Source organism: Akkermansia sp. UNK.MGS-1 (genome assembly GCF_000980515.1).
GTDB lineage: Bacteria > Verrucomicrobiota > Verrucomicrobiia > Verrucomicrobiales > Akkermansiaceae > Akkermansia > Akkermansia muciniphila.
Genome location: NZ_LBCB01000036.1, coordinates 61,472 through 85,369, shown reverse-complemented (window position 1 = coordinate 85,369; position 23,898 = coordinate 61,472). Strand labels below are relative to the sequence as shown.

The 23,898-nt window shown below is 52.2% G+C and carries 20 protein-coding genes; 16 read left to right on the top strand and 4 right to left on the bottom strand.

The annotated features are described in order from the left end of the window. The 3 genes from WW58_RS10740 to WW58_RS13560 all read left to right on the top strand — a co-directional run. On the top strand, positions 1-388 hold a 388-nt coding region (locus WW58_RS10740), incomplete at its 5' end, for a hypothetical protein (protein WP_288143452.1). A 263-nt stretch (positions 389-651) separates the two neighbouring features. Beyond that, positions 652-1,320 carry a hypothetical protein gene (locus WW58_RS10735; protein ID WP_180975829.1) on the top strand — a complete coding sequence of 223 codons (669 nt, stop codon included), beginning with the start codon at positions 652-654 and terminating at the stop codon, positions 1,318-1,320. Positions 1,321-1,615: 295 nt separating this feature from the next. Next, entirely contained in the window at positions 1,616-1,936 is a 321-nt protein-coding gene (locus WW58_RS13560) for a hypothetical protein (RefSeq protein WP_146018624.1), read from the top strand. 604 nt (positions 1,937-2,540) lie between these two features. Here WW58_RS13560 and WW58_RS13555 read toward each other — a convergent pair. After that, entirely contained in the window at positions 2,541-2,735 is a 195-nt protein-coding gene (locus WW58_RS13555) for a hypothetical protein (RefSeq protein WP_182916676.1), read from the bottom strand. A gap of 604 nt (positions 2,736-3,339) precedes the next feature. Between WW58_RS13555 and kdpF the strand changes: the two genes are divergently transcribed. From kdpF to WW58_RS10670, 11 genes are all read left to right on the top strand, one after another. Then, the gene (gene kdpF / locus WW58_RS13830; RefSeq protein ID WP_081429137.1) at positions 3,340-3,420 is read left to right on the top strand and encodes a K(+)-transporting ATPase subunit F; all 81 of its coding nucleotides are present in this window, start codon (positions 3,340-3,342) and stop codon (positions 3,418-3,420) included. 11 nt (positions 3,421-3,431) lie between these two features. After that, entirely contained in the window at positions 3,432-5,138 is a 1,707-nt protein-coding gene (kdpA, locus tag WW58_RS10720) for a potassium-transporting ATPase subunit KdpA (RefSeq protein ID WP_046437594.1), read from the top strand. 85 nt (positions 5,139-5,223) lie between these two features. Then, positions 5,224-7,257, top strand: coding sequence for a potassium-transporting ATPase subunit KdpB (gene kdpB, locus WW58_RS10715; RefSeq protein ID WP_046437552.1), 2,034 nt, complete (start codon positions 5,224-5,226; stop codon positions 7,255-7,257). Positions 7,258-7,276: 19 nt separating this feature from the next. Further along, a complete protein-coding gene (locus WW58_RS10710) occupies positions 7,277-7,861 on the top strand; it encodes a K(+)-transporting ATPase subunit C (RefSeq protein WP_046437550.1) in 585 nt (194 codons plus the stop codon). A 178-nt stretch (positions 7,862-8,039) separates the two neighbouring features. After that, on the top strand, positions 8,040-9,167 hold the full coding sequence (locus WW58_RS10705) for a histidine kinase (protein WP_046437549.1): 1,128 nt from the start codon (positions 8,040-8,042) through the stop codon (positions 9,165-9,167). Positions 9,168-9,519: 352 nt separating this feature from the next. Then, positions 9,520-10,506, top strand: a complete 987-nt coding sequence (locus tag WW58_RS10695) for a formylglycine-generating enzyme family protein (protein WP_215833389.1) — start codon at positions 9,520-9,522, stop codon at positions 10,504-10,506. A gap of 158 nt (positions 10,507-10,664) precedes the next feature. Then, positions 10,665-10,877 carry a hypothetical protein gene (locus WW58_RS10690; RefSeq protein WP_102741855.1) on the top strand — a complete coding sequence of 71 codons (213 nt, stop codon included), beginning with the start codon at positions 10,665-10,667 and terminating at the stop codon, positions 10,875-10,877. Between the two features lie 369 nt (positions 10,878-11,246). Then, a complete protein-coding gene (locus WW58_RS10685; RefSeq protein ID WP_157759289.1) occupies positions 11,247-11,882 on the top strand; it encodes an MBL fold metallo-hydrolase in 636 nt (211 codons plus the stop codon). A 25-nt stretch (positions 11,883-11,907) separates the two neighbouring features. Continuing rightward, entirely contained in the window at positions 11,908-12,504 is a 597-nt protein-coding gene (locus WW58_RS10680; RefSeq protein WP_046437545.1) for an RNA polymerase sigma factor, read from the top strand. Then, positions 12,501-14,804 carry a serine/threonine-protein kinase gene (locus tag WW58_RS10675; RefSeq protein ID WP_046437541.1) on the top strand — a complete coding sequence of 768 codons (2,304 nt, stop codon included), beginning with the start codon at positions 12,501-12,503 and terminating at the stop codon, positions 14,802-14,804. The genes WW58_RS10680 and WW58_RS10675 overlap by 4 nt, the downstream gene beginning before the upstream one ends. A gap of 275 nt (positions 14,805-15,079) precedes the next feature. After that, complete coding sequence (locus WW58_RS10670) at positions 15,080-16,222, top strand: aldo/keto reductase (RefSeq protein WP_237970229.1); 1,143 nt, start codon at positions 15,080-15,082, stop codon at positions 16,220-16,222. A 227-nt stretch (positions 16,223-16,449) separates the two neighbouring features. On the opposite strand, the gene WW58_RS10665 is transcribed toward WW58_RS10670, so the two are convergent. Further along, positions 16,450-16,902 (bottom strand): MerR family transcriptional regulator, encoded by a 453-nt coding sequence (locus WW58_RS10665; RefSeq protein WP_046437537.1) that lies wholly within the window; start codon positions 16,900-16,902, stop codon positions 16,450-16,452. Positions 16,903-17,136: 234 nt separating this feature from the next. On the opposite strand from WW58_RS10665, the gene WW58_RS10655 reads away from it, so the two are divergent. Continuing rightward, entirely contained in the window at positions 17,137-18,174 is a 1,038-nt protein-coding gene (locus WW58_RS10655) for a threonine aldolase family protein (protein ID WP_046437533.1), read from the top strand. 107 nt (positions 18,175-18,281) lie between these two features. Further along, complete coding sequence (locus WW58_RS10650; protein ID WP_217730273.1) at positions 18,282-19,598, top strand: hypothetical protein; 1,317 nt, start codon at positions 18,282-18,284, stop codon at positions 19,596-19,598. Here WW58_RS10650 and WW58_RS10645 read toward each other — a convergent pair. Continuing rightward, positions 19,591-22,170 (bottom strand): VWA domain-containing protein, encoded by a 2,580-nt coding sequence (locus WW58_RS10645; protein WP_102733046.1) that lies wholly within the window; start codon positions 22,168-22,170, stop codon positions 19,591-19,593. The two genes, WW58_RS10650 and WW58_RS10645, sit on opposite strands and share 8 nt — an antisense overlap. Then, a complete protein-coding gene (locus WW58_RS10640) occupies positions 22,167-23,894 on the bottom strand; it encodes a vWA domain-containing protein (protein WP_046437530.1) in 1,728 nt (575 codons plus the stop codon). Before WW58_RS10640 ends, WW58_RS10645 begins: the two co-directional genes overlap by 4 nt. Between the last annotated feature and the right edge of the window lie 4 nt (positions 23,895-23,898).

The window sequence follows — 23,898 nt, the reverse complement described above, 5'->3', positions numbered from 1 at the left end:
AAATGATATAATGAAAAAATATATTATATACTGTAGTATTGTTGTTGTTTCAGTATTTGCTTCTTTTCTGTTTTTTGATAAATATTATAAGAAATCTCCTCTTCTAGGAGAGATCGACAATACATATGTCTTTAGCTATGATCCTCCTTTAATAATAGGAAATGTAGAGATTGAGGAATTGTCTAAATTTAATCAAACACTCGCTGATCAGTTTCCCGATCATCATGTCTATGCCACATACTGTGGAAAAGAATGTACCCTGACCGTAATAATTCTTTATGATTATGATACTGATTTTTCCTATACGGATAGAGAAAGACTGTGGAAACTAATATGTGAATGGCAAGACAGCTTGTGGTATAAACAGGATATAGAACAAATTAAATAAAATCTAATATTTTTCATTTTATTTAATTAATACATGAAAACTGTTTAATTTTATAAAAGCTCCTTCTGTTTATCGGAAGGAACTTTTTTACATAAATGATGATTGCTTTGTTTTAATATTGATTTTTTTGATTTTTATAAAGCTATGCTTCCTGTCAAAGATATTAACCATTGTAAAAAAGCTATGAATCTGCCAATAGTTTTGAGAAAATCCTTGACGAAATAGCAGCAATATTGAAATGCTCAAGCAGGAACTTGATGTCCATGTTTCCATATATAAAGAATATGATTTTTAGCAAAATATTATACTTTTTCTTGTTTCCGGCTGTATTGTTTCCATCCTGTCGCCAGGGGATGACTACGGCGGCACATCCCCTGAAACCGGTATTTGTACGCGTAGCAGATCCTCTCAATCCGGAATCTCCCCAGTCAAGAGAAAAGATAAGGGACTTGTCACAACAGCAGAGGCAGCAGTTGGCGGGCTATATCGTTCATTCTGCAAATTGGGAACAAATGACCAGGAAAGAATTTGAACTGATCCGCAGCGGACGGGGCCAGGAAGGTTTGTCTATGGATCACTGGAGTTCCGATAGTTATTTTAACAGGATGACTGTTCCCTATATCCGTTCGTCGAGTAAGGATGAAGATATTTTATCCCTTCTTCAAAACAATGAAGACGGAGAAGTTATTTTGAGCAGAGCGAATCTTTTTGAATTGGTAGCGGAAAATTATATAGAACATTATCCTGATGATAAGAAAGGATGGGATTTTTTATGGTTTTTTATGGGTGAGGACGTAGACGAAATACCTTTTTGCAGTATAATTAAAGAAATGATTATAAAGAGGAATCTCGATCGATTCGCCTATGGGAAGAAAATATTGGATATGATAGGCGATTCCTCTATCAGAAAGAATGATGGACGCTGCCTTTAGTTCTATAGAGGGGCTGACAGGCAACAAACTTTGGTCTGAAGCAGGGAAGAATAGTACAGGATATGGGCTGAGTTTGCAAATTTTCTCAACTGAACCGCAAATTTATTGATAAATCAGGAGTTGATGAAGAAAATTTATTCTGAATAATGAATGAAATTTATTATAAAATACTTTGATAGCAAAAAGAAATTTCATTTCAACGAAATATACAAGACAGCTAAATATATTAAATCATTAATTGTTATTTCTCCGCAGGTTCTCCAGATAGTTTAAATTTTCAATAACAGAAATAATTATGGACAATGAGAATACTAAAATAAAAGATACAGGATCTTGGTCCCCATTCTACTATTGGATAGTAGGAGTAGTGACTATGTGTGCCTTGATGTGGATGCTTCCTAATAATTATCCTAGAGAACCTTGGGAAAATATCATTAGAGTTTTACTTGGAGCATTGTTCATATTTCTCTTTTTTGTATGTCCAGTGTGGATGATTATTTCAGCAATACGCTATTGGAAGACAAAAGATTATATTCGTGCTACCGTGGCGGTATTAATTGCTTTGGCAATTTTAGAGAATGTTTTATTTGGTCCTCTGTTAAGCATGGATTTTTGATTTCACTATTTGTTTTCTAAAAATTCTGACGAGTGACTGGAAAGAAAAAAGGAGCTGCTGAACAATAAAATTGATCATTCCCGGCAAGCAAAAAAGTTATAAATCTCAGTTGAAACGGATAAAAGATGGTGATTAATATAATTTTTTTCTGGATATTAGTTGTTTTTGGAGTTATTATCAGCTTATATAATTGGATAATAGTTTTTAACTGTGTAATAAAATCCAAAAATTCATCTTGTATTCCTCTATTGGGCGGTGGAGCAATTGTTTTAGCTATGAATCTTCCTGGAATAGATATGGAAGAATACGAATCTATTCCCTTATTATTGGATTATGGATGCATTCCTCTTTTTGTCCACACGTTTTTTTCCTTTATATATAAAATGTTGAAGGGATTATTTAAATAGAGTAAAAAACAATTAGCCAAAAGGATCGTTTTTAACAGTTTTTCATCAAGGGTATTTGCATATAGCAGAGTGCGGATTGACCGAGGAAATGCCGGATTCGTGCGCAGTTACATCTGGGACCCTTCGGAACTGGAGGCTGTGCGCATCCTGTCCATGACGCGCCGGGAAGCGAACGGGATGTAGGAGAAAGAGCATCTCTACTGCGTGCACGAGACGATGAAAAACGTTACCTCCCTCTTCGGGGAAGCGTATATGGTCGCCGTATTCTGTACGAATACCAGCCGTATGGCGGTCTGATCACGTCGGGAGGCAATATGGGGGAAGAAAACGGGTTCCGCTTCTCGAACGAATACATGGATGGCGAACTGGGGCTGGTCTATCACAGTGCTCATCGGTATCAATTCGTTTGATATCTTTGGAACAGCCTCATTCCTGTTGGAAATCTGCCAACGGGGATTGGAAAGAGATAGGTATTCATGCAGAGTGAGTTCTGTAAATTTTGTTGAGGAAGCCTTTTGGAATTCTGTATGGAATTCAAGCTGCATCCGGTATGTTCCGGGTGCAGTTTTTGTGTAGACAGGTTTAGAAAGACTTGCCGCTATCCGCCTTCCGGGAAGAACGGAAGGCGGGAGCGCAGCCGGAAGAATTAATTTTTTCTTAACAAGAAGAAGGAGGAAGTTAACTACCCAGAATGGGATTTCCGGATATATTGAGGCAATGTTTTTACATTATATTAAACATCGCCGGTCCGTTCCGGGACTCCGTATCTGCCATAGCGGTTTTTCCGTGAAATTTTTTCAAATGAAAAAGAAAAACGGCATAAGATAATATTTTTGTTTCCATATATGTTGGAATGGTTTGAATTTAAATTTCATAAAATATCATGATGGAATCATTGTTGGGTTTTATCTTTTGTCTATTGAGCGGAATATTCTGTTTTTGGCTCTTTTTCAAATGCGTCGACTGGTTTGAAAAAATCTAAAACTGCGCCTGTCTATGTATACACTATTATTTGTGATTAGCTTAATTGTGTTCGGTTATTTGATGTATGTCTTGATCAAACCGGAAAAATTTTAACCAGCAAGATGATGAAAACAGAAATTTTAGGTATTATTGCGCAAATCGTTCTTATGGTGGCTTTGAGCTATCCTCTGGGGAAATATATTGCCAAGGTTTACAAGAAGGAGAAAACATGGCTTGATTTCATGAGGCCTGTTGAAAGGCTGATGTTCCGCCTGTCCGGGATTAATCCGGAGGAAGAAATGAACTGGAAGCAGTTTTTGCGGGCTTTGCTGACCGTAAATCTGTTCTGGTTCGTATGGGGGATGGTTCTTCTGGTCAGCCAAGGGTATCTGCCCCTCAATCCGGACGGCAATATTGGGCAAACGTGTCACCAGGCGTTCAATACATGTATTTCATTCATGGTGAATTGCAACCTCCAGCATTACAGCGGGGAGAGCGGTTTAACCTATTTTACACAGTTGTTCGTGATTATGCTGTTCCAATTCATTACGGCAGCTACCGGCATGGCCGCAATGGCAGGGATCATGAATGCCCTCAGCAAGAAGACAACCAAAACGATTGGCAACTTCTGGGATTACCTCGTGTTGAGTTCTACCCGTATTTTGCTGCCTCTTTCTCTGGTAGTTGGGTGCATCCTGATTACGCAGGGTACGCCAATGGGGTTTGACGGAAAAATGGAAGTGACGACTCTTGAAGGGGTGGAACAAACCATTTCCCAGGGCCCTACTGCGGCTGTCGTACCCATTAAACAGTTGGGAACTAATGGTGGGGGTTATTTTGGCGTTAATTCATCCCATCCGCTGGAAAATCCGACCTACCTCTCCAACATGGTTGAATGCTGGTCCATCCTGATTATTCCGATGGCGATGGTTCTGGCCTTTGGTTTTTATCTAAATCGCAAGAAACTGGGATACAGTATTTACGGCGTAATGCTGTTTGCCTTTTTAATTGGCGTCTGCGTTAACGTGTACCAGGAGATGAACGGAAATCCCCGCATTGAAGAAATGGGTATTGTTCAGGAAAGCGGAGCCATGGAAGGGAAAGAAATCCGGCTCGGGTCCGCGGCTACGGCTTTGTGGAGCGTCGTTACGACAGTTACATCAAATGGGTCCGTCAACGGGATGCATGATTCCACCATGCCTCTTTCAGGCATGATTCAGATGCTGAACATGCAGATTAATACGTGGTTTGGCGGCGTCGGGGTAGGGTGGATGAATTATTTCGCCTTTATAATCATTGCTGTATTCATCAGCGGTCTTTTGGTTGGAAGAACTCCCGAATTCCTGTGCAAGAAAGTAGAAGCCCGTGAGATGAAGATCGCTTCCATCGTGGCGTTGCTCCACCCGTTTGTGATTCTCGTCGGTACGGCTCTGGCTTGTTACCTGTTTGTTTACGCGCCATCGTTTGTGGAAGGCGAAGGCGGGTGGGTCAATAATCCCGGCTTTCATGGACTGAGTGAATTCCTTTACGAATATACTTCAAGCGCCGCCAATAACGGTTCCGGGTTCGAGGGACTGTCCGATAATACCTGGTTCTGGAATTACTCTTGCGGTATTGTCCTCATTTTGAGCCGTTTCATCCCGATCGTAGGACAGGTTGCCATTGCCGGGCTTCTGGCGGGCAAGAAGTATATTCCCGAGACGTCCGGAACGTTGAAGACAGATTCCGTGACATTCAGCGCTGTGACTTTTGCCGTGATTTTCATCGTTGCGGCTTTGTCCTTCTTCCCTGTCCATGCCTTGAGCACCATTGCCGAACATTTGAGTTTGTAAATACAGGTCAGAACACGTTGATTACCGATAATATATTTATATATTTCTATTCCATTTTCTGGAATTGAAACAAGAAATCTACGATATGAAAAATTCCAATAATACTTCCCTGTTCGAAAGGGAGCAGGTACGGGAAAGCTTGAAGCAGTCATTGATCAAGCTTCATCCGGGAATGATGAGGAGGAACCCGATCATGTTTACCGTGGAAATCGCCACGATGATCATGCTTCTGGTAACCGTTTATTCCCTCTTCAGTGACGGGCAAGGGGCTTTCCTTTATAATTTCCTTGTTTTCGTCATTTTATTCCTTACCCTTCTGTTTGCCAATTTTGCCGAGGCGATTGCCGAGACCCGAGGAAAGGCGCAGGCTGATAGCCTTCGCAAGACGCGGGAGGAGACGCCGGCCAAGTTGATCGTCGATGGAACGGTTACCGTCATCAATAGTTCCCAGTTGAAAAAAGGGGACTATTTCGAATGTGTCGCGGGAGATATTATTCCCGCCGACGGGGAGGTCGTCGAAGGGTTGGCGTCCATTGATGAAAGCGCTATTACGGGGGAATCCGCTCCGGTTATCCGTGAGTCCGGCGGGGACAAGAGTTCCGTGACGGGGGGAACCAAAGTGCTGTCAGACCGTATTAAGGTGCTTGTCACCGCGCGTCCTGGGGAAAGTTTCCTTGATAAAATGATTGCCCTGGTTGAAGGCGCTTCCCGGCAGAAAACTCCTAACGAGATAGCGCTAACCATTTTATTGGCTGTCTTTACTCTGGTTTTCCTCGTCGTCTGCATTACCTTGAAGCCGATAGCGGACTATTCCGGAACGGAAATCAGCATTGCCGCCCTGATTTCCCTGTTCGTATGTCTTATTCCTACGACAATCGGAGGATTGCTTTCGGCGATCGGCATTGCCGGAATGAACAGAGCCTTGAGGGCCAATGTGATTACAAAGTCCGGGAAAGCTGTGGAAACAGCCGGGGACATCAGTACTCTCCTGCTTGATAAAACGGGTACGATTACTATTGGCAATCGGAAAGCGACAGGGTTTTTCCCTGTTCAGGGTTTTGACAAGCAGGCTTTTGTTGAAGCCTGTCTGATGTCTTCTGTTTCAGACGATACACCGGAAGGGAAATCAATTATTGAGCTTGGGCATGAATATGGAGTCCATATGCGCAACCTTCATACGGAAGGGGCTCGCATGATCCAGTTCACGGCGGAGACGAAGTGTTCGGGCATTAATTTGAGCGATGGAACCGAAATCCGGAAGGGGGCTTTTGACACCATCCGCAAGATGACCGAGGAAGCGGGAAATCCGTTCCCCAAAGAAGCTGAGGAAATTATTGATAAAGTGGCGGGCAACGGGGGTACTCCTCTTGTCGTCTGCATCAACAGAAAGGTTGTTGGCGTTATTGAATTGCAGGATATTATCAAGCCGGGCATAGAAGAACGCTTCGAACGCCTGCGCAAGATGGGGGTGAAGACGGTAATGGTGACGGGGGATAATCCGAGTACAGCCAGGTATATCGCAGAAAAAGCCGGTGTTGATGATTTCATTGCGGAAGCCAAGCCTGAGGATAAAATGAATTATATCAGGAAGGAGCAAGCTTCCGGCAAACTGGTTGCCATGATGGGAGACGGGACGAATGACGCCCCGGCTTTGGCGCAGGCTGATGTCGGTGTGGCCATGAACAGCGGAACCCAGGCCGCCAAGGAAGCCGGCAATATGGTTGACCTTGATAATGACCCCACCAAATTGATTGAGGTTGTGGAAATAGGAAAGCAGCTACTGATGACGCGCGGCACGTTGACGACGTTTTCCATTGCCAATGACGTCGCCAAATATTTCGCGATTGTGCCTGCGCTGTTCATGATTGCGATTCCTGAACTTGCTGCGCTGAATATTATGCATCTGCATAGTCCGGAAAGTGCCATCCTGTCTGCGATTATTTTCAATGCAATCATTATTCCCATTCTGATTCCTCTGGCTTTGAGGGGCGTGGCGTACAAACCCATAGGGGCAAGCGCGCTGCTGCTTCGCAACATTCTGATTTACGGCGTGGGTGGTTTGATTGCCCCCTTCATCGGAATCAAACTGATTGATATGGTCGTCGGCCTGTTTTTTTAACTGAAATAAATATATTGTTATGAGAAATTTAGTGAAATCATTGCGTCTTACACTTGTCTTTTGCGTCTTTTTCTCCATATGCTACATCCTGGTGCTGTGGATATTCGGATTGATTGTCGGTCCTGGCGGAGGAAATGCGGAAACCCTGGTTTTGAACGGGCGCGTGGTAGGCGCCGCCAATGTTGGGCAGCAATTCACGAAGGATGTTTATTTCTGGGGCCGTCCGTCCCATGCGGGTGACGGTTATGACGCATCCAGTTCATCCGGCAGTAATAAAGGGCCGACCAATGAAGAATACCTGGCCGACGTGAATACGCGGATAGATTCGTTTTTGGAGAAGCATCCTTATTTGGAACGGAATGATGTCCCTTCCGAAATGGTTACGGCCAGCGCTTCCGGTCTGGATCCGCATATTACTCCGGAGAGCGCCTATGTGCAGGTGAAGCGTGTTGCCAAAGCACGTGGTATGGAAGAGGGTGCAGTGAGGTCCCTTGTCGATCAGGCCGTGGAAAAACCGCTGCTGGGCATGTTTGGCACGGAAAAGGTCAATGTACTCAAGTTGAATATTGCTCTTGAGAAGGCTGACTCTTCCGTGAGGCATTAATTTCCGCATTATTTAGGGCGGCAATGGCAATGCCGGTTCAGGTATGAATTGCCGCCCTGAAAAAATGAAATCGATTGCGGGCTTCACGTCATGGGAACGCCCGCAATTGATTTACATCTTTAAAGGGTTCTGTGAAATCAACAAAATGTTTTAACCGCAAAAGCCGGGTGAATGTAATATGACTGACGAAAGTAACGGATCGGAGCATTTTCTTGACCTGATACGGCGTTCGCGGAGGGGAAAGTTCAAGATTTACATCGGTATGATGGCCGGAGTAGGCAAGACGTACCGCATGCTGCAGGAAGCCCATGAATTGCTGAACAATGGCATTGATGTCAGAATTGGTTACGTTGAAACCCACGGGCGAGCAGGGACTGAAGCCATGCTCCGGGGGGTGCCCGTCATCCCTCGTAAAGTGGTTTTTTACAAAGGAAGGGAGCTTGAAGAAATGGACCTGGACGCGATTCTTCAAGCCCGCCCCGAGTTGGTTATTGTTGACGAACTGGCTCATACCAATGTGGAAGGGAGTCGCCACCGCAAGAGATGGGAAGACGTGATGGAGCTGCTTGACGCCAATATTAATGTGATTTCCGCGATCAATATCCAGCACATTGAAAGCCTGAGCGGCGAAGTGAAGGAGATTACAGGGATTGGGATGAAGGAACGGGTTCCCGACAGGATTTTGCAGGAGGCGGACGAAGTGGTGAATATCGACCTGACATCCGAGGAACTGATCGGCCGCCTCAAGGCCGGCAAGATTTACCGGCCTGAAAAAATCCAGATTGCGCTGAATAATTTTTTCAAAACGGAAAATATTCTTCAGTTGCGTGAACTGGCATTGAAGGAAGTTGCTTTCCGCGTGGAGAAAAAAGTGGAAACGGAAGTTCTCCCGGCAGTTTCTTCCGCCAGAAGGGAAAAGATTCTGGCCTGCATCAGCAGTAATGAACAGACGCCCCGACGCATCATCCGAAAAGCATACCGGATTTCCTCACGTTACAGTACGTCGTTTATCGCCCTTTATGTCCAGACGCCAAGGGAGTCCCCCGACCGTATCAATCTGGCGTCCCAGCGCCATTTACTTAATCATTTCAAGCTGGTGGCCGAACTGGGAGGGACGGTGAAGCAGGTGAGTGCGGAAGATATACCCCAGGCCATCATCGCTGCGTGCAAGGAATATCATATTACGGCTATTTGCATGGGGCATCCCGCATTTAAGATGCCCGGGGCCATGTTCAAGATACTGGGATATAAACAATTTCTTCGTGTCTTGTCGGAGATGAAGATAGATTTAATCATCATCGCATAAAAGGCCGCGGTGAATTTGAAAATAAGGTCGGAGCCGGCTCTTTTCACAGGAAGCAGGCGATGAGATTATCATTCTTGTCTTCCCTGAGCGGAACGGATTGTTGCCGACAGTTTCCGTTATAGACTCCCCGGGGGCGTTTTCCGTTACCATTCCCGAGCGGGGCGCCCCCTTCTATTTTTTCCCGTCTGGTTGTTTGAAAAACAGTCCAATGTTCCGGTCCGCCGCATCTCCGGCAGCACCTTTGTTGAAAAAGAATGTAGAATTCCCGGAGGAGCAGCATTCTTAAAAGTGAAACGATAACGTTCCGTCTTCCATGGAGGGGCGGCGGTTATCATAAACAAAAGGAACAGTTATGAGCATCAATTTGCAAAAAGTCATTATAGCCGTATGTGCAGCCGCAACGGTCAGTGCGGGATTCGCAGCCCGCACCGAGGGGGCCAAACTGTACCGATTCAGCACTACTATCGAAAAAGAGAGGACGGAGTTGAATGAAGAAACGAAACGCTTGATTGCTTCCTACCGCCGGGACCCGTCCGAGGCTAATCGGTCGGCTTTGAGGAAACAGGTCGGGATTAATTACGACAAGGTCCTTGACCGAAAAAAGGCGAAGCTTGAAGAATTGAAACGAACGGCCCGGCATGCGTCCAAGATACAGGAAATGCAGGAGATCGTGGATGAAATGGTTCAAAACAGGGAAGCGCGCATCGACCAAAGCATGCGGCGTTTCAGTGATCCGCGATTCAGACCAGGTGCCCGCAATGCAGATGGCGGGTATTTGCCGGTGCTCGGAGCTTCCTGGAATGTATCAATTGCATATACTCCGGTTACCAACGAGGATTATGCCAAATTCCTGAAGGCAACGGGAAGGAAGGCTCCTAAGGATTGGGATAATGGCGCCATGCCTGCCGGCAAAAGGAGGCATCCCGTGGTGAATGTTTCCTATGACGACGCTTCTGCCTATTGCCGATGGTTGTCGCTCCAGGATAGGAAAGCCGTTTACCGCCTGCCGACTGAAGAGGAGTGGGAGTTTGCCGCCGGGCATATGCCCAAGGATGCGGATTTTAATTGCGGCGAGAGAAACGGGACATCTCCCGTGGACGCCCATGCCGCGACATCCGGCGCCTGCGGAGCGATTGATATGTGGGGCAATTGCTGGGAATGGACTTCTTCTCCAGTTGAAGTTTCCAAGGCCGCGGCACACGGTAAAACGGTCATGGCGGTGAAGGGAGGTTCCTGGCGTTCGCCGCGGACGAGCTGCAGGACTGAGCGGAAAGGAGAAGGAAGGGAATCTTCTTTCGCTTTCAGTGATGTCGGTTTCCGGGTCGTCCGCGAAGGTTGAGGGGGATTCCATGCGTTTCAGTTTCTTACAGGCAATAGAATCTGGCTGGCAGACCTGATGGAAATTCCGGCCGAATTGGTAGATTTCCCTAGGGAACTGCATTCTTGAAAAGTGAAACGATACCGTTTCAGAAAAAATATCAACCCTCATTGATTATCATGAACAAGCTCATCATTCCTGCAATTATTGGAATATTCGGTCTGGCTCCCGGTACGGTTACTGCCAACGCGGCGGAATCAACAACAACCTCCTTTTCTGTTCAAATACTGAAAAAGAAACCGAAGGCGTTGAAGTACGGCCTGAAACACGGCCTCAAGAAAGGTTTGAAACACGGCCTGAAAAAAGGCAGGATAAACGGCGGTAAAAAATAGTCGCCGCCATCTTATCTGCTGCCGGGCCTGCAGCCCGGCAGCGTTTTCCCATCAATAAGGATGTTTTATCACCTGTAGTGCGGAAACATATCTGACTTCCGTACAGCTTTGATACATTGCCCATCATGTCTTAAAAAGTCAACATATTGAGAAGAAAGGCGTTTTATGGTAAAATGGTTGTTGTGCGGAGCCGCCATGATTTCCGGCATCGTGATCGCGGCTGAGACGGAAAATCGTTCATTCCAGTTTGGAAATTTTGAGGTGATTGCTGTTCAGGATGCTCTTTCAGCGATGCGGTTCGAATTATTCCCGGGTATGCCGGAAGAGGAGTTCCTCCGCTTAACCGGAGGCGGGAGGGTTCCTTCTTCCGTGAATGTTTTCCTGTTGAAACGCGGCGACGGAAAAATCATTCTGGTGGACGCAGGGAACGGAGGAAAACGGGGCGGGATGCTCCGTAAACTTGAACAGAGCGGCGTTTTTCCGGAGAGCGTCGATTTCATTTTGCTCACCCATATGCACGGCGACCACATCGGAGGATTGCTTGGGAAACATGGCGAAGCCGTTTTTTCCAGAGCCCTCGTCTATGTTTCCATGCCGGAATGGGAATTTTGGCAAAATGGTACGGCCGGACCACAGGGAAAACAGGTCCGGAAGGTGTTGCATGCTTACGGCAGCCGGGTGAGAACATTCCGGTTTGGAGAAGAAGTTCTGCCCGGCATCAAGGCTCTTGACGCTTCCGGGCATACACCCGGGCATACCGTTTTTGAGACTGATTCCCTGCTGATTGTCGGAGATTTGCTTCATGCTGCCGCGCTCCAGATTCCGCGTCCGGAGGTTTGCACGATTTACGATATGAATCCGTCCGGAGCGGTTCAGGCCCGGCGGCGCTTTTATGAGTTTGCGGCTTCTTCCCCGAAGCCGGTCGCCGGAATGCACCTGCCGTATCCCGGAATCGGCCGGATAGGAAGGAGTGCGGCGGGATATGTCTATCTGCCCGGAAAATGAGAAAGGATAAAAAAGACACGGTACAATGACGCAAGCAGAAACAGCATGCCCGGATGTCTGGGGAAGCCATTTCCTTGAATACCGGGGAAGGCTTCTTGCCCTGGCCCGGAGGAATTTGAATCCGGTTCTTGCCCGGCGCGTTTCGGCGGAAGATGTGGTTCAGGAGGCTCTGCTGGCAGCCTGCGGGAAAATGGCTTTTTTTGAAAACAATCCGGAGATTCCTGTCTATTTCAAACTGCGGATGATTCTGTTCCAGACCCTTACGGCTATGGAAAGGAAGCATCTGCAATGCCTCAAGAGAGACGCCTGCAGGGAAGTGAATGTGACGGATGACAGCGTGGGGTCCGCTGCCCGGTTGGATTGGAACCGGTTTGCAGATACTGTGACCGGGCCTCTTACCCGTGCCGTCAGGGCGGATCGTTATACATTGCTCCGGAAAGCGGTCGAGGCGCTGCCCGAAAACGATCGGCAGATTCTTGAACTCCGCCATTTTGACGACATGTCCAATGCGGATTGTGCCGAAGTCCTGCATATTGGGCCGAAAGCCGCAAGCATCCGCTATGTGCGGGCGCTGCAGCGGCTTCGGAAGCAGCTGATGGAGTTAACCGAGTTTCAGCCATGAAGGGGAAGATTTCTCTGGAAGATCTGGTTGAACAATTCCTGGATCAGTGCCGTTCCGGCAATGTTCCCGATATTCAGGATTTTGCCGGGGCGCATCCGGAGTTTGCTTCCGAGTTGCTGGCTCTTCTTCCGCTTGTGATGGAGATGGAAGATTGGAGCGTTGAAAAAAAACAGGGAATTATGCCTCCGGTTCACGATTTTCCCGATTTGGAGGGGGACGATTACCGGCTGATTCGGAGACTAGGCAGCGGCGGTATGGGGGTGGTATTTGAAGCGCTGCAATTGTCCCTCAACCGGAAAGTGGCCCTCAAGCTGTTGTCTCCGTTGCTGCTGCAGGATGCCGCCCAACGCAGCCTGTTTGAGCATGAGGCGCATGTGATTGCCAGGCTTCATCATCCCAATATTGTCAGAATTTTCAGTGCCGCGTGCCGTCCGGGATGTTGTTATTATGCGATGGAGTTGATAGAAGGCAAGAGTCTGGACGGATGTGAATTCAGTAATCCGTATGAGATAGCCCGCATTGGCCTCCAGGCCGCCAGGGCGATTGCGTACGCCCACCGCTGCGGCATTCTACACCGCGATATCAAACCGGCGAACCTGTTGCTGGATGAAGCGGGGGAAGTACACGTCAGCGATTTTGGACTTGCTTTTCTGCTTCAGGGGAGAAATGAAGTTATTGAGAAGGAAGGAGCTCAGAGCGGAACGCTGCGGTATATGTCCCCGGAGCGGCTGGTGCATGGAGTCAATACCTTTTCCAGCGATCAGTATGCGTTTGGGGTGACGCTTTATGAGCTTGTTGCAAAATCCCCGCCGTTTCCGGGGCTAGCTCCTGAAGAATTGATGGAACGGATTTGCAGGGAACCGGTTCCGCCGTTGAAGTGCAGCGAACCCGACTTGGCCGCGATTATTAACAAGTGCGTCAGTTTCCGCCCGGAGTCGCGCTATCGAAGCATGGACGAACTTTCTGAAGATTTGCTGCATTTTTTGAATCATGAACCGGTCGGGGCCTCCTCCCCGTCTCCGGCCAGGCGGTTGCAGCTGTGGATGAAACGTAAACCGGCTGTTGCCGTATTGTCTTTGGCTGCGGCCCTGTGTGTGGCCGCTTTCGTTGTCGCGTTGGGCGCCGGTTATCTGCAGACGGCGTCTGCGCTGAAACTGGCGGAAAACAATGCCGCAGTTGCCGATGCGGCTTTGTCACAAGTGTTCACCCGTATTGCGGAGCAGCCCCCTTCACAGAAAAATACGCAGCTGCTTTCAGCTTTGCTGCCCTATTACAGGATGATCGCCAGAGGAAAAAATCTGCCGGAGTCAAAGGTTTGCGAGGCCAATGCCGTCATCGGGGAATGCGCACTGCGCACCGGGAGTTATGCTCTTGCGGAAGAAGCGTTCCGCAACATGATGAAATTCAGGAAAGACGCTTTTCCCGTCAACCAGTTGGCGACGGCTTTGAAAAAACAGGGTAAAGATAAAGAGGCAACGGAACTTTTCCGGCAGGTGGCCGACCGCTTTGCGATGTCGGAGCGGGCGGAGGATCGGTTTGAAACGATCCGCGCGTTGCTGGCTTTGTCCGGTTCTCCGGAGAGTGTTGAGCGTTCCCGGGCGTTCGGAATGTTGGAAACATTGTTGGAGGATGATCCTGACCATCCTGAATACCGTTTTCAATACGCACAGCTTTTGGCCGGAAATCCCCGCCTTTTCCGGGAGAGACGCATTCCCGGCATTGAACCGAATGCAGCCGTGCTGCTCCTCCAGCTTGCCGACGCCCATCCGGAACGGCCGGAATACGGCCTGGCGCTGGTAGAGCTGATGCTGAAGAAACTCCGGTATGCCAGGAATTTCCGGGAACATAACCAGAGGGAACTTGCCGATACGGTGAATCTTTCCGAAAGGCTTCTCGGGCGTTGGCCGAATGATCCGCAGATTATTTCCGGCATGGTCCGGCTGCATGCACGGTATATTGGGGCCCTGCGACGCGAAGGAAAAGATGCCTGGGCCCGAAGGGAAAGCGACCGCCTGCAGGGCATCCTGGAAGTTCTTTTTTACAATCCCGAGATTTCCGATGCCGTGAAAGAAAGCCTGATCCGCCTCCAGCTTCAACGTTTGAAACTGTTACGGCATGACGGCCGGAGTTATGAAGGAGAGGATCTGCGGAAAAAAATCAGCCGGGAGCTGGGCTTTTACCACGGACCGATGCTCCGGGTGTTCCGGGAGGAGTTGGATAAAGCCGGGCCGGATGATGAATCCTCCGTCGGGAAAAGTGAAGATTCCATTATTTTTGAACGCACCAAGCAAGGTTTGTAAATTGTCCGCTTACCGGCACTCAGCAATTTGTTGTGCGAGGGGGAAAGGAAAGCGTCCCGTTCCGAGCGGCGCTGGTGCAGAAGAAGGCGGGTATTTGCCTCCGTTGCAGGCGGAGTGTCAGATGCGTTCCTGATGCATCTTTGTTTTCCGAGCCAGCTTTTTGTTCCAAGGCGCTTCCTGAGATAAATTGCGGTATTCCCTTGTTGACTTCCAGTTGGTGGAACCCATATGCTCGGATTATATATCAAAATTTCAACCATCAACGTTTAATGAGCATGTATAAACACTATTCTGACGGCCGCCGCCGCTTTCTCAAAATGTCCGCCTTGTTCGGTACGGCTGCGCTGATTTCTCCGGCCATTGCCCGGGCAGAGGGCGGGGGTGCCGATTCTCCGGAAAACGGCGGCTTTGCCGCCTCCCGGAGCCGGACGCTTGGCAAGGGTTCCTGTGCCTTGGAAGCTTCTCCCCTTGGCTTCGGAGTCATGGGAATGACCTACAACCGCAGCCAGTCTCCCTCGCGTGAGCAGTGCATCCGGCTTCTTCATGAGGCCGTGGAGCGCGGAGTTACTCTTTTTGATACGGCCATCATCTACGGCCCCCTGAGCAATGAACTTCTGGCTGGGGAAGCTCTTTCCCCCTTCAGGGGGAAGATCAGCGTCACTACCAAGTTCGGGCACGAAGTTATTAACGGAAAGGGGACGGGCCGCCAGGACAGCCGCCCGGAAACCATCCGGCGCTACTGCGACGAGTCGCTGCGCCGTTTGAAGGTGGACGCTATTGAATTATTCTACCAGCACCGCTTTGATCCCAGGGTTCCCGTTGAAGATGTAGCGGGAACCATCTCCGAACTGGTCAAGGAAGGCAAGGTGCGGCGCTGGGGCATGTGCGAAGTCACTCCCGGTACAATTCGCAAGGCCCACGCCGTCCATCCCCTGACAGCCATTCAGAGTGAATACCATCTCATGCACCGGGATGTTGAAAACAATGGCGTTCTGGATGTCTGCCGTGAACTGGGTATAGGCTTTGTCCCTTACAGCCCGCTCAACAGGGGATTCCTGGGGGGCTGCATCAATGAATACACGCAATTTGACCCGAACAACGACAACCGCCAGACCCTGCCGCGTTTCACGCCGGAGGCCATGAGAGCCAATATGCGTATTGTCAATATTCTGCAACAGTTTGGGAGGATGCGCGGCATGACTTCCTCCCAGGTTGCCCTGGGATGGCTGCTGCAAAAGGCTCCTTATATCGTACCCATTCCCGGCACCACTAAACTGTCCCATCTGGAAGAAAACCTACACACGCTTGATTTTACCTGCTCTCCGCAGGAGTGGGCGGAACTGGAGAACGCCGTAGCCTCCATACCCGTGACCGGAGCACGCTACAACGTGGAACAGCAAAGGCAAGTAGGGCATTGACCCGATTTGTTTGCCGGGATAAACGGCAATCGCAACGGCGGCCTCCGCAGAACGTCCGTCAGGCGTTCCATACTTCCGGAATTCCTTGTTGATTCCGTTCTTACGGATTGTCTGAAAAACATTTCCTTCTGAAAGCATTCTGTTGGAAGAAGGGGATGTGCTGTTGCGCGAAGCGAGTAGCCTCCATTTGCCCCTCCCGGCAGCAGGCCCAGGCGTCAGCACCTTCTTCAAATTTTTTGTTTCAGGAAGGAATCCATCCATGCCGGGTTCACCTGTGGCAGAGGTTCGCCTTTGTCATATGCCTCGCAGCACTGGCCGATATACTCCATTTTGATTTTGGAGTATTTCAGTTCCCGAATGCGCATTTTCATGGCCTGATGCCCTTCCTGCAACATGCGGTAACGTTTGCGCAATGTCGAATTACCTTGGCGAACCAGGTGAAAAAAGCGTTTGATTTCCTTGAGTTTCAATCCAGAATGCTTAAAGCAAACCAGCTCCGGCAGTTCTTCCATTTCCTTGCGGTGGAAGACACGGCATCCCGCCCCGTTTCTCGGGATGTCCAGGATTCCTTCTTCTTCAAAAAAACGCAGATTGGACGGCGTGGTGCCTGTCAATTCCGAGACTTCCGAAAAGGAAAGGCACATGTCTTTCTGTTCTCCAAGTTCTGATGCGTCTTGCATGAAGACACGACGGCTTTTTCTTAGGCTGCGGGAAACGACAATTTCCGTGTATGGGCGGGGAAGCCGGTTATTATTGCCTTTTTAAGGTACGTGGCATTCATTTTCTCAAACTGCATGCGGCTTTCCGTTTTTTCTGGAGTTTCCAGCAGCGCTGTTCCGGTTCCGGTGTATTTTTCATATTCCTTTACATCAAAGGTTCCGGGGGATATGGTCCCCGCGTTTTTCAGCAAGGCAATGATTCTTTTCAACTGTGATTACAGTGAAGGCGCCCATGCGGATATTCTCCGCAGAATGGCGGAAACGAATATGGAGCAGACTGCCGGTTACGGGGAGGACCCCTATTGCGACCAGGCCCGGAAGCTGATTGCCGGCTTGTGCGGCAGAACGGATCTGGATATCCATTTCCTTATCGGCGGGACCCAGACCAATTTCACGGTAATTGCGGCGGCGCTGCGCCCCCATCAATGCGTGCTGTGCGCGGACACGGGCCATATCAATGTGCACGAGTCGGGAGCCGTTGAGGCTTGCGGACACAAGGTTTCCGCCATTCCTTCCCCGGACGGGAAGCTGACGGCCCGGCAAATTGAGGAGGCGTGGCATGCCCACTGGGATGACGAGACCCGTGAGCATATGCCTCAGCCCCGGATGGTTTATATTTCCCAGCCAACCGAATTGGGCACCATTTATTCCAGGAAGGAACTTCAGGAAATTTCCGGAGTTTGCCGCCGGCGGGGGCTGTATTTGTATATGGACGGAGCACGCCTCGGCTACGGCTTGTGCGATGAGGACAATGACCTGGATTTGCCGGCGATTGCCTCCCTTTGCGATGCTTTTTACATCGGCGGCACGAAGGTAGGCGCTCTGTTTGGTGAAGCCCTGGTTCTGCGGCATGAGGCCCTGAAGGAGGATTTTCGTTACATCGCCAAGCAGAAGGGCGGGCGTCTTGCGAAAGGGCGGCTTCTGGGCATTCAGTTCCTGGAGCTGTTCCGCGACGGCCTTTATTTCCGGCTGGGCGCCCATGCGGACCGCCTGGCTGTGATGCTGCGGGATTTTTGCCGTTCCAGAGGGCTGTCGCTTCCCTTTTCCAGTGGAACGAACCAACAGTTTGTCACGATGCCTGATTCCGTTCTGGAGGAGCTGGGGAGGAAATACGGCTTTGCCTATTTGCGCCGGGAGGATAAAACCCACAGCACGGTGCGCTTCTGCATGAGCTGGGCTACCCGAGAGGAAGACGTGCGGGAATTGATGGCGGATATCGCCCGCCTGTGCTGAAATTTCCCTACGTCCGGCAATGCCGGGAAACTGCGGAAAGGGCCGTTCCCCATTCATTTGCAGAGAAGCATTTTTGTCTTTCCGGGAGGAACCTGTTGAGCCATGATATGGCTATGCCCTTAATCGTGGGACAGGAATGGCGGAGGAGAATTTCCCGCATGCAGTGGCTGCTGAATGCCGTGCTGGCGGTGGAGTGTCTTAGCATGCCTTTTTTTGCCGCCGGGGCGGTAGCTGGGATGGTCTGGTACGGCGGACGCAGAATGGGGGTTGACTGGGGCTGGCTGGCGGGAGGCGCCCTTGCCGCCGCAGGTTTCTTTTTGGCGGTGTGGGGGTGGCTGCGGCTCCGGGGCCGTTTTTTCAGCAGGCGTGATACGGCGGCCTTTCTGGATGAACAGCTTGGGTTGCATGCGGCGTTGAGCGCCGGTGAGGAATGGGGCCATGCCGTGGAGGCAGGGGAAAGCGCGGTACAGGGGAATTCCGTGCTGCGGATACGTTCCGCCTGGTGCCTGGCCTGGCTGGCGGGAGGCGCGGTTCTTATGGCTTGCGGGGCTTTTTTGCCGTTGCCCGCGCCGCAAGCCGTGGGGCAGCTTCCGGATTTGCCGCCCGTTCTGGCCCGGGTGGGGGAGGCCCTGGACCGCCTGGCGGAGATGGAGAGCGTGGATAATAAGAGCCTGGAGCCTTTCCGGGAGCAGTTGGAGGATTTGAAAAGAATGCACCGGAATGAGATGTATTCCCATGCCGGACTGGAAGCGGCGGATGCCCTGAAGGGGAAAACGGCAGCGGCCGTTGCCGGATTATCCAATCAGATGTATCGGACGGATTCCGCCCTTTCCCTGCTGGACAGCCTGAATGGAGCGTCCAGCCCGGAGGCGATGCAGTCCCTTCAGGAGGCGTTGACGGGAATGGAGTCCCTTGCCCTGCAGCCGGGCGGCATCATGAGCCGCCAGCTCCAGGAGCTGAAGGCTTCCCTGCCTTCCCTGCAGATTGAGCCGGAGACGGCCCGCCGTTTGCGGGAACAGCTGGAACGGGCCGCCCAGCAGCTGCGGAGCATGTGCGGGCAGTGCGGCATATCCCTGATGGCGTCTCCGGATGACCGTACCGTGATGGAATCCGGGCAGGGAGAGGGAAATGAACCCGGACGCGGAGGAACGGGGCGTGGACGCGGGGACGCTCCCCTTGCCTTTGAGATGGAAGAGCGTCCCCGGCTTGACACGGTTTCCAGACGGGTGGTTCATGAGGACTTGAGCCGCGCCGCTCTGGGGGAAGCTGCGGGGGTGGAGACGGCGGCTCCCTCCCCGGAAGGGGCTGGAAATGGACAGGAACACGGCGGCCGGGGGGCTCGTCCGGCCCGCGGTGGAGATGCCGTGTGGTCTGATTGCCTTACTCCTCAGGAACAGTCAGCCCTGAAGGAAATTTTCAGATAGATTGATTGTTTTCTCCTGAAGGCCGGGAGCGCGTAACCCCCTGCCGCGGTTGTCCCCGGGGAAGCAGGCCGGTCCTGGTAAACAGAGCGTCCAGAACAAGGAGGACGCAGGCACTCCACAGCAGGATGGGACGGAGTTGGAGGCATGTTCCGGGCCTCGGTTCCCGGAAAATGGAGGGAAGGTCCATCCTTTCCCTGCCTCCGGTCCGGTTCACCAGGTCCAGGAAGGCGTTGCCGGATTCAGGCGGCATGGCCCATTCCGGGTCCACCTGCTGGCTGACAGGGCCGAAGGGGATAACGCTGCCGCCGATGCGGACCGCGCCCCGCGCCATGACTCCGTGCGGGAGGGGAAAGCTGCACTGGAATATTCCCGGCTGCAGGTGTTCCCAGATACCGTTTTGTGTATGGGAGCTTTCTTTTCCGGAGAGTTCCAGGGATATTTCCGGCATGCGTTCCGCCAGGCGCGGGATGTTTTCCTCACTGTAGTAAAGGCGAATCCGTAACCGGTCTCCTGCCGTGTCCGCCCGCACGGAGTATCCCTGTGGGGGATTTTTCCTGTTGAGCCACCGGGCCAGGGTTTGGATAAGGTCTCCGTAGCCGTCCCATTGCTGGATGTTTTTTCCGAGTTCTCCCCCCATGGCGAACGTAACGGCGGCCGTCCGTCCCGTCCCCCTGTTCCAGAAGGAGACCAGGGGCGCCGCGTTTCCGTCTTCCGTTACGCAGGCTGCTGTTGCTCCATTCCTTAAATAACACAGGTTATAACCGTCTACGGCAGGGGGCCATTCCGGCTGGCCGGCTGCAATTTGAAGCCAGCCAGCCGTGCCGCGCAGGAGGGTGCGTTCCCTGATGAAGGCGGCCCGGGCCACGCTGACGGTTTCCTGTGCAAAGATGCTGGGGATATCCCCCGGGCGGTCGCAGAAGAAGATGCGCCCCCGTCCCAATTCCGCTATTTCCCTGAGCAGTCCGGCATCGGCGCTTTTTTCCGTTCCCAGTGCGATGACGCTTACGGTAGCCCCTTCCTTAACCATTTCTTTCAGAGTTTCCCGGTAGTCGGCAGGTTCTTCGGAATCGTCGGCATCTGCAAAGAGGAGCAGATGCCGTGTTCCGGCCACGGAACGTTGCAGTTCCCGCCAGCCCGCTTTCAGCCCGGCGCCGATGAAGATGCCTCCGCCCATGGAGGCAATCCTGGAGACGCTGGATATCATTTTCTTCCTGTTAGGGCCCAGACTGCTTAGCGTGACAATAGGGTGCGGTTCGCTGTCCACGGCGTGGACGGAGATGAGATCCTGGTCGGACAGCAGGGAAATGGTCTGGCAGGTTCCGGCATTGGCCAGATCCATTTTCGTCTTTCCTCCGGGAACGGAACAGGACATGGAGCCGGAACGGTCCAGAACGATGCTCATGGCCGTCATGAGCTTCATCTTGTCCTTCTTCATTTCCATGGAAACGGGGAGCAGTTCGTCAATGGGGGAGGAGAAGTAGCCGCCGGAGCCAAAACTATGCCTGCCCCCGCACATGAGCAGGCCGCCGCCCTGTTCCCTTACGTAATAGTCCAGGGCATGCAGAAAGTCCGGCGGGACGGAGGATGCGGAGAGGTTGTTGATGATGACCAGCCCCACGCCGGAGAGGTGGCGGGCATCAAGCCGGTTCAGGCCGGACGGTTGTTGGACGCGGAACCCCTGCGCTTCCAGGAAAGGCGCCAGGGGATCGCGGTCGTAGCCGGAGAGCAGCAGGACGCCGTTTCCTCCCGTCACTTCAAGGAAGCTGACGGCACGGTTGTTTTCAGGGATTGGATCGTTTTGCGGCGTTATGGTCATTTCATAAGCGGAACAGCCGGGGGTGGAGAGCCTGTCCGCCAGCCTCACCGTGGCTTTGCCGTTGAGCAGGGTAGCCGTCCCCCGCAGCGGAGCCCCCCCGTTTTTGCTGATTTGCCACGGAACGGTGATGGCCGGGCCGGGAGGGCCTGCCAGGGTTGCCTCTAAAATAAAGGCTTCGCCGGGCCGGATGCGCGCCGGGGTTCGGATTTGTTCTATGCGGATGTCCGCTTCCCGGAAGGTGACGGACAGGCGGTAGTCCACCGGAATCCGGGATTGGATGAGCTGTTCCGCCGCCTGGTCCAGCGGCGTGGTGGGCCAGCCGTCCGTCAACATCAGGATGCGGTTTGTCCGGTTCGGGGACATCAGGGCCATGGTATAGGCCAGGGCCTGTTCCATGTCCGTTCCGGCGGTTCCCCCGGCAAAGACGGGGTCTCCGCGTCCCCGGAGCACGGCGGATTGCGCGAAATCCACCAATCGGACGCGGTCCCCGGCATGTTTGTGCCGTTCCAGAATAGCCTGGATTTCCTCTGCCCCGGCTGCCGGAATTCCCGCCGTGGAATTTGATTGGTCCACCAGCACCCACAAGTCCATGTCTTTGCCGCCCCTGTCAAGGGCAGGCTGAGCCAGGGCCAGCAGCAGGCAGGTCTGCAGGAGGAGGCGCAGGGGGGAGGCCAGGCGCAGACGCCTGTATTTCCAGCCTGCCGCCAGAAGCAGGGGGATCAGGAAGAACCATTCCGGAGTGTTGAATTGAATCATGGGCGCAGGGAGGTGTCTGGGACGGGAGGGAGCCAGGAAAGAATCAGGGCCAGGAACACCAGCGCCAGCCAGAGGGGGGCCAGAGGGTCACGTTTCATGTGCCGGAGCGCCTCTTCATGGGGCTGGGGAAGTCCTGTGTCAAACGTTGAGCAGTGGGAAAAATCTCCCATCCGGGCGTCGGAGAACCAGACGGAGCCTTGGAACAGGGGCGTTTTCCCTTCTCCGGGGGGGAAGATTTCCACATATCCGGTTTCTTCCGGGAGCCTGCCGTTAAAGACAGTTTCACGGCGTTCTCCCCCCGGCATGGTTTGAATGAGTTTTCCGCCTGCGGGCATGGATAAGAGAGTTCCTCCGGGAAGGTTGCCGTAATGTGTTCCGGGCAGATTCTCCTGTACGGATTGCATAAATCTGCGGGTCATGAGCAGGGGCGCCGGAACGCGGTCCGCATTGGATTTTTCCCAGGGCCAGTTGAGGAAAAGGCGTTTCCCGTCCACCCAGGCCAGGGGGGATTCCCCCTGCCAGAGCAGGACGCCGGCTTTTTCCCCCGGCTTCATGGAACCGATGGAGGGGATGAGCAGGCCGCTCCAGTTCAGCCCGTCAGTCAGCGGATGCCGTTCCGCCGTGACAGCGCCGTAAGATGGCTTGCCGCTGGCTGCAAATATGATGGCCGCTTTTCCGGGGGCCCTGGCGTTTTCCGTTTTTCCCTCCAGCAGGAGGAGGTCGGGATCTGAACCGTCCGGGACGGGGGAGAATCCCGGCAGGCTATGGATGATATTGAGGAAGATTTTTCCGGATTGTTCCGGAATTCCCATGCTGACGGCAACGGGGGCGGGAGCGGAGCGGACCAGCAGGAGCTCATTGTCCGCCGGGAAGGCGTCCGTCGGGAGCCGGAGCACGGCTTTTCCGCATTCAGGAGGGAGGCTGTATTCAAATTCCGTGACAGTTCCTGGATTCAGGAACAGGGAACGCCGGGCAGGAGGACGCCCGCCTTCCGTATGGATGGAGATTTCGCTCCGAAGAGGGGATGGACTATTGTTTTTAACGGCAATCCTCCAATGGCCGGGGCCGACGGCCTCCACCGGGGTTATTCCCGCAAAACCCACATTTTCCAGAGGTTTCCCTACACCCCGTGCGGATTGCCCGGCGGGAACCCTCCGGGCAGTGGATGTAATCAGGCGCGTGATGCCCGTTGGACCGGCAACGGCTGTGGCGGTGCGCAGGGCAGGGGCCAGGTCATGTGTTCCTTCGCGCGGCTGCCAGAGATCCAGGGCGTGCAGGGCCTGGCGGGCGGACGGCCCCCGGTAGAGCGGCTGTCCGGAAGCCCTGCTGCCCATGAGAACCCATGTGGCCGGGATTCCGGACCGGAGGATGGCGTCCATGTCTTCGGAAACGGCATTCACGGCTTCTTGACGAAAGGGGGTCATGTTTGCGGAATCATCCAGAATGAAGACTACGGTCTGGCCGGAGTCTTTGCCGGGCCAGGCGGGAGCGGCCAGAACCCAGGTAAGCAGGAGGACGGCCAGAATTTGCATCCAGAAGGAGCGCGATGCGCGCAACCTGTCCCAGGCATTACCCTCATGGGCCTCCGGAACCAGCGCTTCCAACAGGAAGAGCGTGGCTGTGGCCTGTGTTTTTGTTTTGTGCTGGAGGAAATGGATGGCGGTGATGAGGGGGATGGCCAGAAGCGCCCAGAACGCGGTCGTGTTGGTGAAGTGGGGGATCATGGGC

What these genes read in the sequence shown, in the direction of transcription:
- WW58_RS10645 (WP_102733046.1), bottom strand. Translation starts at nt 22,170, where the DNA reads ATGATTCAATTCAACACTCCGGAATGGTTCTTCCTGATCCCCCTGCTT.
- kdpF (WP_081429137.1), top strand. Translation starts at nt 3,340, where the DNA reads ATGTATACACTATTATTTGTGATTAGCTTAATTGTGTTCGGTTATTTG.
- WW58_RS10735 (WP_180975829.1), top strand. Translation starts at nt 652, where the DNA reads ATGTTTCCATATATAAAGAATATGATTTTTAGCAAAATATTATACTTT.
- WW58_RS10665 (WP_046437537.1), bottom strand. Translation starts at nt 16,902, where the DNA reads ATGCAAGACGCATCAGAACTTGGAGAACAGAAAGACATGTGCCTTTCC.
- WW58_RS10710 (WP_046437550.1), top strand. Translation starts at nt 7,277, where the DNA reads ATGAGAAATTTAGTGAAATCATTGCGTCTTACACTTGTCTTTTGCGTC.
- WW58_RS10655 (WP_046437533.1), top strand. Translation starts at nt 17,137, where the DNA reads ATGATTCTTTTCAACTGTGATTACAGTGAAGGCGCCCATGCGGATATT.
- WW58_RS10695 (WP_215833389.1), top strand. Translation starts at nt 9,520, where the DNA reads ATGAGCATCAATTTGCAAAAAGTCATTATAGCCGTATGTGCAGCCGCA.
- WW58_RS13555 (WP_182916676.1), bottom strand. Translation starts at nt 2,735, where the DNA reads ATGAGCACTGTGATAGACCAGCCCCAGTTCGCCATCCATGTATTCGTT.
- WW58_RS10670 (WP_237970229.1), top strand. Translation starts at nt 15,080, where the DNA reads ATGTATAAACACTATTCTGACGGCCGCCGCCGCTTTCTCAAAATGTCC.
- WW58_RS10705 (WP_046437549.1), top strand. Translation starts at nt 8,040, where the DNA reads ATGACTGACGAAAGTAACGGATCGGAGCATTTTCTTGACCTGATACGG.
- WW58_RS10650 (WP_217730273.1), top strand. Translation starts at nt 18,282, where the DNA reads ATGGCTATGCCCTTAATCGTGGGACAGGAATGGCGGAGGAGAATTTCC.
- WW58_RS13560 (WP_146018624.1), top strand. Translation starts at nt 1,616, where the DNA reads ATGGACAATGAGAATACTAAAATAAAAGATACAGGATCTTGGTCCCCA.
- kdpA (WP_046437594.1), top strand. Translation starts at nt 3,432, where the DNA reads ATGAAAACAGAAATTTTAGGTATTATTGCGCAAATCGTTCTTATGGTG.
- WW58_RS10690 (WP_102741855.1), top strand. Translation starts at nt 10,665, where the DNA reads ATGAACAAGCTCATCATTCCTGCAATTATTGGAATATTCGGTCTGGCT.
- WW58_RS10640 (WP_046437530.1), bottom strand. Translation starts at nt 23,894, where the DNA reads ATGATCCCCCACTTCACCAACACGACCGCGTTCTGGGCGCTTCTGGCC.
- WW58_RS10680 (WP_046437545.1), top strand. Translation starts at nt 11,908, where the DNA reads ATGACGCAAGCAGAAACAGCATGCCCGGATGTCTGGGGAAGCCATTTC.
- kdpB (WP_046437552.1), top strand. Translation starts at nt 5,224, where the DNA reads ATGAAAAATTCCAATAATACTTCCCTGTTCGAAAGGGAGCAGGTACGG.
- WW58_RS10675 (WP_046437541.1), top strand. Translation starts at nt 12,501, where the DNA reads ATGAAGGGGAAGATTTCTCTGGAAGATCTGGTTGAACAATTCCTGGAT.